Here is a 10124-nt window from a genome sequence, read left to right as displayed (position 1 = left end):
CCCCCTCACTCGAATCATTTAATCAATATCCTGTTTTTTCATACTGCATTTCTTCACTGTCACCGGTATTCTTGAGAAACCTTAATATTTTGTCTTTTGCATCGGAGGCATCTATAACCCCCTCATATAGTTCTTTATATAATTCTTCTACTTCATCTTTGCTATGGCTGTTTTCATTTCCATCATATTCACTGGTATCCAAATGTTCAGGGTTTACTCTTTCTTTTATGTCATTTTTTACCAGTGCTTCTGAATGGTATATCTCAATCTTCTCAGATTTCAATACCTTCTTCTCAAAGCGGGTCGACAAATATTCGGCCAGTGCTTCAATACTTGGGTGTTCTTCAAATAAGGATGGTTCCAACACTGTATTATACTGTTGTTCCAGAGCTGTTAGCGCTTCCTTAATAGACAGGGAATCCATGCCATATTCATCTAGACTCCTCCTTGTATCCAGTTCCAAGTCATCAAGATATAATAATTTTGCAAGCATCCGGGTTAAGAATTCCTTTGTCTCTTTTACAAGTAAAGCTCTATCTGACACTACATTCTCCGCTATTTCATTCAAGGGCAAAGCTATGATTCCGTTTTTATAAGACATGGGCGTTCTCTCTTTACTATGTTCCAAATCCATTAAGAACTCTTCCGGTCTCATAAGATCCATAACAATATAATTCGCCTGTTTTCTATGCTTTAATATAATTTCCAAAGCATGCAGGCCTTCTGTAATTGTAATCGCCCTTAAACCATCGCCTGCCATTTTTCGTTTAGCAAGTGAAGGTATATCCATACCGGCTCCCTCCCATAGCGTCCAGTTGATTGAGGTTACAAACGCTTTCTCTGTTAATGCCCAATCTGACACAAAAGCATCCATTACTGCGTTGGCTGCTGAATAATCACTCTGGCCAGGTGTACCATAAAGTGCTGCTATTGATGAAAAGGCTATAATAAAGTCAACCGGATGATTGCTAACAGCTGTTTTTATATAACTTAAACCACATGCTTTTATAGAAATAACTTCCTTAAAATCGGAGAAAGATTTCACAGTAATTACAGAATCCTTTTTGCTCCCTGCACAGTGAAAAACACCTGTAATCTGCCCATATACCGCAAAGATATTTTCAAACGTTCTAAAGGTACTTTCTTCATTTGTTATATCAGCTTTATAATAGATAACATCTGCACCGACTTTTTTAATTTTAAGTATATTTTCTATCTTTGCCATCCTGTGGCTGTCCGTCCCCTTTTTAAGGAATGCTTCAAATTCAGCCGGAGCAGGCAACTGCGTTCTTCCAATTAAAATGATAGTTGCTTTTACTGCCTTAGCTATATGTATACCAATCTCTGTTCCAATACCGGATGCGCCTCCGGTAATTACATAAATCCCTCCTTCTACCCAAACAGACTCTTTTTGATGGGTATGCTCCAACCCCTCTTTTTTTAACTTTCGTATAAAGGCTTTGTCGTTTCTAAAAGCAAGTTCACTATATCCGTTCCTGGTAAAGGAATACTCAAAAAGGAGCTTATCCAATTGTTCCCTTGAAAGTTTGTTATTGTCCAAATCAACACTTCTAGCAGCAATATTTTTGATTTCACCGGTTATTAATCTTGATAATAAGTGGACAGGGTAGCTGCTTATATGGACAGGTTGCTTATTTACATCCTCTAGTGAGAACCCATTGTCTGTTATGGTTAATAGATTTATTTCTTTATCCTTAGAAGCGATTTCAGAAAGTCCCAATGCCATTCCAAAAAGCTCTACCGTGTTATCATAATAAGTATCCTCTGACTCCTGTTTATAACTCCAAAGGTTAATTACAGCATCCACGCTTTGGAATTTCTCTATAACATCCAAAAAAACAGTTTTATAATCTTCTTGCTTACTAGGATTCATCTCGTACTCATTACTGTTTCTTTTACGGAAGCTCACATCTTTAAAAACTAATACAATCCTTTGTTTTCTTTCTTTAAGACTATTTTGAATTAAGTCTGAGAGATAACCGGAAGTAGTGAATATAATCCATACTGCTCCTTCAACCGGTATGAGAGCTTCATTTGGTGAGGCTTCCTGCCAGTACCATTTATAAAAGAAATCTTCTGCCTTATACTTTTCTGCAAGCTGATATCCTGCTTCTATTTCTGCGGCTGCCGTCTTCATTGAATTATTCTTATTATGCCAATAACGTTTCATCTGAAATGCATAGGCAGGTAAGGAAATCTTTCTCACTGACTTAGCATACAGAGCTTTAAATTGCACCGCTTCTCCTTTTACATACAGTGAGGACAGCATCTGTATCAATCCATCTATCCCATCATTCTCTTCCCTGCTAATGGAGAAGATTAGTTCTGGATTGCTTTCCCTATCTGTTATAATTTGTTCAAATCCATTGTTTAAATTAATTATGTATCCGTTGTTATTCTCCACTAGGGATATTAAGATTTCCTCATCTTCCGTACTTACTTCATGCACTCTGACGTGCTCTAATACGTAGGATACACCTTCTTGCAGCGTTTTTTGTCCACTTAATACTTCTCTAATTCCATGTGTATCATTTGTTGAAACTAGTTTGTTTATGACAAATCCAAATGCTTGTAACCATCTGCATAAGCAAATGATAAATACATAAACACAAAGGACGGTCTCTGATTCACTATACAATAAGGCGTTACCTGTAAAGTAATGATTTAGGTTGATTCCCATCGTAAGTAAAATCTCTTTATATTCATTTAATAGTTCATAAAATACTGGATTTTCTATGAATCCATCGTTTATTGTCCTTATTACAAAATCCAATGTCTGTTTATTGTAATACGGCAAAATTACGGACACAGGAATCGGGCTCTTATCCTGAATACTCAGATAAGATATAGCATCACTGCCTTCCGCTTTGTTATAAAATATCCGGTTTGATGAAAGTTCTTTCAAATCATTCGCAGAAACCTCCTGTAAAGCAGCGATTAGGTCTCCAACACTATCTACTGCTATGGCAATCCGATTGTTAAAATGATACCTCCCTGTACTCAAGGTATAGGAAACATTCTCAAGAGATAGGTCTTTCGCTTTCTTTAGGTATTCTAAAAGCCTGTTAACGCTCATCTTTAATGCTTCCTTACTCTTTGCCGACAGTATAACCGGATACTCCTTGTCTTTAACAATTTCTGACCCTTCATACTCCGGCGGTTGTTCCAATATTACATGGGCATTGGTTCCTCCCATTCCAAAAGAACTTACGGCTGCTCTTAAAGGATGACCTTTTACCAGCCACTCAGTCGGTTTATCTAATACATAAAAGGGAGAATCGGCAAAATTAATGAATGGATTTTTTTCATTAAAGTGTAAATTACCAGGTATGATTTTATTTTTCATAGCCATAATGACTTTTATCATACCAGCCATCCCTGCAGCCGATTCCAGATGTCCAATATTGCTTTTGACCGCACCAAGAGCACAATAACTTTTCCGGTTACTAAACTCTAAAAATGCATCGGTCAAGCCTTTTATCTCTATTGGATCCCCGATGGGAGTTCCTGTCCCGTGAGTCTCCACATAAGTAATTGTTTCAGGATTTATAGCTGCTTTATTTATACAATTTTTTATTAAATCCGTTTGTGATTTACTATTAGGAGCTGTGAGGCTTGCTGAACGTCCGTCATGATTTACTTCACTGGCTTTAATAATACAGTGTATATTATCCCTGTCTTTAATGGCATCAGACAGTCTCTTTAACAGCAAAACACCAATCCCTTCGCCTGATACAAAGCCATTCGCTTCTTTATCAAAAGTCTTACAACTGCCATCCTTTGATACTGCCTCCATTTGGCTAAGCAGGATATAATAATCCTTGGGAATTAAAAAATTAACACCAGCGGCAAGGGCATACTCGCATTCTCCTGAGAGTATACTCTTGCAGGCTTCATGTACTGCTACTAATGATGAGGAACACTGGGTATCAATACTCATACTCGGCCCTTTAAAATCTAAAAAGTAGGATAATCGGTTTGCTGCAATGGCATTTGCTGTGCCAAGTCCACTATAATTATTATTGGCATCAAAGGATTCATCAAAGTAATTATGATTTGATACACCTACAAAGACTCCGGTTTTTGTATGAAATAAACTGCCGTTTGCATAACCTGCATCTTCTAGTGCTTCCCACCCTGCCTGTAATAAAAATTTTTGCTGCGGATCCAGTACCGTTGCCTCCATTGGCGATATGTTAAAAAACAATGGATCAAACAAATCTATATCCTCAACAAAGCCCCCCCATTTACAATACGTTTTCCCCTTCTTCTTCTCTGTATGATAATGTTCTTTGTAGTCCCACCGTTTGGCCGGTATTTCTACAACAGAATTTCGTCCCTTTAATAGATTATCCATGAATTCATCTACGTTCTTAGCTCCCGGAAAAATACCAGATATACCAATAACTGCTATGTCAGAGTCAGAATACTGTATGTTAGTATCAAACGGAGGTTCCTTGTGTGAACGCATAATTTCCCTGTCTTCTTGCAATTCCAAAGATGCCGTTTTTATAACCGTATTTACAGCCACTCCCTTTACAGGAAAAGAATTTTTGAAATACGTATCTAATTCTTTTTTATAGTCCTTTAACAGATACTTGGTAAGTTCCTGGATGGTCGGATACTCAAATAGTACCGTAGGGTATAATTTAATTCCGGTTTCCCGCCCGAAATTATCAGTAAAATTAACCATTGTTATAGAATCCAGTCCGGCTTCCAAAAAACTGGTCTTATAATTTACGGTATTTTGTGAATCCTTTAAGGCATTAACCTTTATTAGCAGATATTTTTTTACTTCGTCTTCCAATTCAGGCCCATTCCCGTTTATTGCCACTTCCTTCTCAGCAATATGAATGCTTTCAGAATTCCTGTTCTTAATAACCGGCAGGCTTAGCAGTCTATTTTCTATAGCCTCTTCTAATCTGGCAATGCCAAATTGCAGGTTATCAGCCGTCAAGCAAGAACATAACGCTCCAATGGCTTCTTCTGTTGTTAGAGGAATAATTCCCCTTTCCTCCAGAAGCTTTTTATTGACAGAGTCTGCAACCATTCCAACGTCGGACCACACCCCCCAATTTATTACGATTGTTTTTTTCTTTTTTATCAGGGCTCTGTGTCCTGCAAAGGAATCCAAAAATGCATTTGCAGTACTGTAAAAGGCTTGTCCCACATTCCCAAGGAAGGTCACCAGAGCTGAACATATTACATAAAAATCTAGTGCATCCTGCTCTGTCGCCTGATCTAGCAGCCAAGCTCCTCTTATTTTGGATACTGTTACGTAATCATACAATTCCTGAGAAAGATTTTTTATAAGTCCATCCTTTAGTACACCCGCCGCATGAATTACACCATTTATTGATCCATATGCCGCTCTTACACTTTCCATTGCAGTCATTACTTCTTCTTCCCCGCCTAAATCCACAGATATGTAAGATACTTCACACCCCAACGCTTCTATACTCTTTAATGCTTTTACCTTACTTGCAATATCACTATCATCTTTCTGGCTTACCAAGTCCCATTGTTCTCTTTCGGGTAATTGACTTCTTCCCAGTAAAACTAGCTTTGTCCCTACCGTTTTTCCTATACACTTAGCAATTTCCAGTCCTACGCCTCCAAGCCCACCGGCTATAACATATACCCCATTCTCTTTAAAAGGCAGCCCGTTTCTGACATCCTTAACGAACTTTTCTTTTTTAAAGGCTTGGGAATAGATAGTACCCTTTCTTAAAGCAAAGATTCCATTCGAATAACTGCCTAATAAACGATCTATTATAGAACCTGTATCTTCTAATTCAGCCTTGTCTCCTCCGTCCATATCTACAAACATACTATGAACCGTTTTATGTTCCAAGGAGATGCAGCGAATAAAACCCATTAATGCTGACAGCCAGAAGCTCGCACCCGTATCAGTATCGTTCACCAAAAATGCCTGTCTAGTGATCACCACAAGATTGATGTCATTCCGATAATAGTTTCTAAGATGGTTAATTACATTAACCATCTCCATTGCACTATTTCTGAGAGACGCCTCAGCCTGAATATAATTAAAATTATTCATCCGTTCATTCATTGTGTAATCTAGTATGATAGTATCAATAACAAAATCTTGCTTTTTTAAGTCATGAAATAACGCCTCGTAACTCCTTGGCTTTTGAGGATTGACAGTAAAACGCCTCTCATCGACTATATGAAATACATCTTCTTTGTATACCTCAATAACTCCAGGCGTCTTCTTAAAGCTAGCTGACAGAAGAGTTTCTTCATTGTCTTCCTTAAAGAGTAGTATCTGCCTTCTTTTTTCCGTTTGATTTTTCGGTGGCTTAACTTTCTGCCAGTAGGGAGCATAGTATTCGTTAATTTCCCGTTTATTACTTTTCTCTTTTTCCTTAGGGTTGTCTGCTACCGCCTTAAGACACATGTTATCAATATATATTTTTACATCACCATGGATATCCGTAATAGTAACCTGAAATTCAATCAAGCCTTTTTCTTTATTGTAACGAAGCAGCTTTACATATCCATAGCTGTTTCCTTGCAATAACCCATAGTATTCAATTTTTTTGACTCGGTAGGGTATGTATTTGCGGGAATCCTTTATTACTTCTTCTACTCCGGCTATGGTTTGAAGCGCGCCATCTAAAATTCCTGGAAAGTACATGTATCTCTCAGATTCTGTATCTACATTAAGCTTCAACTCCGTTAATGCCTCATTTTTTCCTTCCCATATCTTCACAACAGAATAAAACTCTTCCCCGTAGTTAAGGCCCTTTTCTCTAAACTGCTCCTTAAGGATTCTGCCCTCTGAAAAACTCTGGGACAATCTTTGCTTTACTGCAGGAATACTAAGCGTTTCTTTCCTTATTGCAGTTCCGGTATCAATAGTCCCCATTGCCGCTATAACAAAGCGCTGCTCTATGCCTTCTTTAGAAAGAAATGATACTCTAAACTTTCCGGTCTGTTTGTTAAGATTTATTCGATACGTTGTTTCTATCTCTTTACTAATTACCAAAGGACAGGGATATGTTATGGTATTTAGCATAACCGGTACCTTGCCATATCCATGTATGGCAGCAATCTGAGCCATTTCCCAAAAACATACTCCCGGCATTACCACTTGTTCTTCAACCATATGATTACGGATTACCTCTAATTCATCCGGTTTCACTGTTTTCTCTAACTCGATTTCTTCTTCAGAATCAAAATTAATGGTATCAAAAAGAGCATATTTTAAGTTTTCTTGGTTCTTTATGTTCTCATTTAATACATCTGCTAAACTGCCGGTTTCTATTGTTCTCTCCTGGTCAATCCAATAACTGCTATACTGAAACGGGTAATTTGGCAGCTCAATTTTTTGTATTAAATTATTTCTATACAATTCCTTTAGCCGAATACGAACTCCTATTTCTTCTAATATAGCTACCGCTTCCAGCAAACATTTCCAATTGGATTCGTATGGTTTCATTGTGGAAATACAGTGTCTATGAGAAACATCCTCAATACGCTTTAGCATAGTGGTAATTGTGGTTCCTGAACCGGCTTCAAGGAAACAATCGTACTCTTTTCTAACTAAGCTCAATACACTTTGATGGAACATAACAGGCTTCATAATATGTGATAGCCAGTAATCGGCATCAAAATTATATTTAAAATCTCCTGTAACATTACATACCAATGGTATTTGAGCATTCGCCATTTTTACTGTGCTTAGTTCTAATACATATTCCTGAAGCATTGGCTCCATTAATATTGAATGAAACGGATGGGAAACGGTCAGCTCCTTTACATTTATGCCTATTTCTGAAAATTTTTGTTTCATTAGAACCAAAGCCTCTTTTGTTCCCGATATAACTGTATTGGAGGGGCTGTTCACTGCTGCAATATAAATCTCCCTGTCAGTACCATGAAAAGCCTTAACGGAAACCTTTTTCACTGTATTTTCATCTGCCGAAACAACCATCATTCCCCCATTACAGTCAATCGCATCCATAAGTGCAGCTCTTTTTACCACTAATCTTATTGCATCTTCTAATTGAAATACTCCTGCGATACATGCAGCAGCATATTCTCCAATACTATGACCTAAGACAGCCGATGGCATTATACCTAAATCCATCCACATTCTGCCGATAGAATAATCCATGGCAAAGACGATTGGCTGGGTAAACCTGGTTTCATGAATCCACTTATCAGCATCTTTTCCATATAGCATACTTTTTATAGACTGGCCCAGATACCTGCTTGTAATCTCATCGCACCGGTCAAAAGCTTCTCTAAAACCGGCAGAACAATGATAAAGTTCTTCTGCCATACCTTGATATTGGCTGCCTTGACCGGGAAATATCATAACTAACTTGGGCGGTTCACGATGCTCACTATACTCTTTCTCACTTTTTTTATTTCCCGATAATAAATTTAGGTCCTGTATTTTTTCAGCCAGCTTTTGCTTTACTTCTTTTAGGTCTGAGACTGTTATAGCAGTACAATACTCGAATTTTTCTCTTCCGGTATTTAAAGTATAAGTATATTCCTCCACTCCTCCGGTATACTTCTCTAAAAACTCCAGATTATTCATGAGAAGATTCCTAAGTGCTTTCTTATCCTTAGCTGAATAAACTGCCAGATGCGTCTTAGCAAAGGAATGGCTTTCAGCTGTAGGCGTTGGGCCTGCTTCTTCTAAAATGATATGACAATTGGTTCCGCCAAAACCAAAGGAACTAATCCCTGCCCTCCTGCTAATCTCATTCGTTATCCATTCCGATGTATGGTCAGCAATATAAAATGGAGATATAATTAAATCAAAACGAGGATTGGGCTCTTTACAATTTAGTGTGGCAGGAATTTTCTTTTTACTAAGGGCAAGTACAATTTTGATAAAGCTAGCAATCCCTGCTGCCGAATGCAGGTGTCCGATATTTGATTTTACAGTTCCTAAAGCACAAAAATTGGAAGACCGTGTATTCTCTCTGAATACTTCTGACAATGCCCGAAATTCTGTCGGGTCACCGAGAAAAGTTCCCGTACCATGCGCTTCTATAAGTGTAATTGATTCAGGGGCTACACCCGCTTTCTTATACGCTTTTTTTAGTACGGTTTTCTGCCCTTCTACATCCGGCGTGGTAGTACCTATGGTGTAACCGTCATTATTTATTGCCGAACCCTTTATAACAGCCATAATCGTATCTTTATCTTTTAGTGCTTTAGCAAGGGGCTTTAATATAACCGCTCCGCCTCCCTCACCAGGGACATAACCATTGGCAGTTTTGTCAAAAGTTTTACATTTTCCATCCGGAGATAATGCTTTTATCTGGCTTAGATAAACATATGTGTTAGGATCTGCAAGGATTTCTACACCTCCGGCAATCGCCATCTCACAGTCACCGCATAAAATACTCTGACAAGCTAAATGAATACTTACCAAGGAAGACGAACAAGCAGTATCTACCACAAGTGAAGGCCCTTTTAAATTCAGAAAATTTGATACTGCGGCAGCAATCATGTTCGGAGCTTTACCTAATACCACGGAGCGGAATAATTCAATCCTTTCCTTTCGGGACATGGAAGAAGTATTCATATCTTCAACATAACTTTCTGAATCATACACATTCCCTCTTGCTCCAACAAAAACACCCATATCACAGGTTCTGCTGTCTGAACTTCCATAACCCGCATTTTCTAAAGCTTCCCAGCAAAGATGTAAAAATAACCTCTGTTGAGGATCTGTTACGTAAGCACTCTGTTCAGACTGATTGAAAAATTTTGCATCAAAATCCTTTGCATGACTTATAAAGCTCCCCCATTTGCTGTAGCTTTTTAATGCTTCCTCCGAATTTTGACTATACCGGTGTTCTTCTCTCCATCGATCTTTCGGTATTTCTGTCAGACAATCCTTTTCCTGTTCAATATTACTCCAGAACTCCCATAGATTCGTTGCCTTTCCAAAATTACAAGCCATACCGATAACAGCTATGTCCCTATTTTTTTCCTCACTACCTGTGATATCCAGTTGAGACCGATAACTGTGGAGTATTGATTTGGCTGTTTTACTATCCAGTTTTTTGTTGGCTACCTGTTCAAATATTAGTTTAGTGAACTCTTTCATC

The 10124-nt window shown here is 38.1% G+C and carries 1 protein-coding gene; it reads right to left on the bottom strand.

Features of this window, described 5'->3' with window-relative positions:
• Positions 1-22 precede the first annotated feature (22 nt).
• On the bottom strand, positions 23-10123 hold the full coding sequence (locus acsn021_RS09920) for a type I polyketide synthase (RefSeq protein WP_184093349.1): 10101 nt from the start codon (positions 10121-10123) through the stop codon (positions 23-25).
• Position 10124 lies beyond the last annotated feature (1 nt).

This window comes from Anaerocolumna cellulosilytica, assembly GCF_014218335.1.
Taxonomy (GTDB): Bacteria; Bacillota; Clostridia; order Lachnospirales; family Lachnospiraceae; genus Anaerocolumna; species Anaerocolumna cellulosilytica.
The sequence above is the reverse complement of the archived record's forward strand: the minus strand, read 5'-3'. Positions and strand labels throughout refer to the sequence as shown.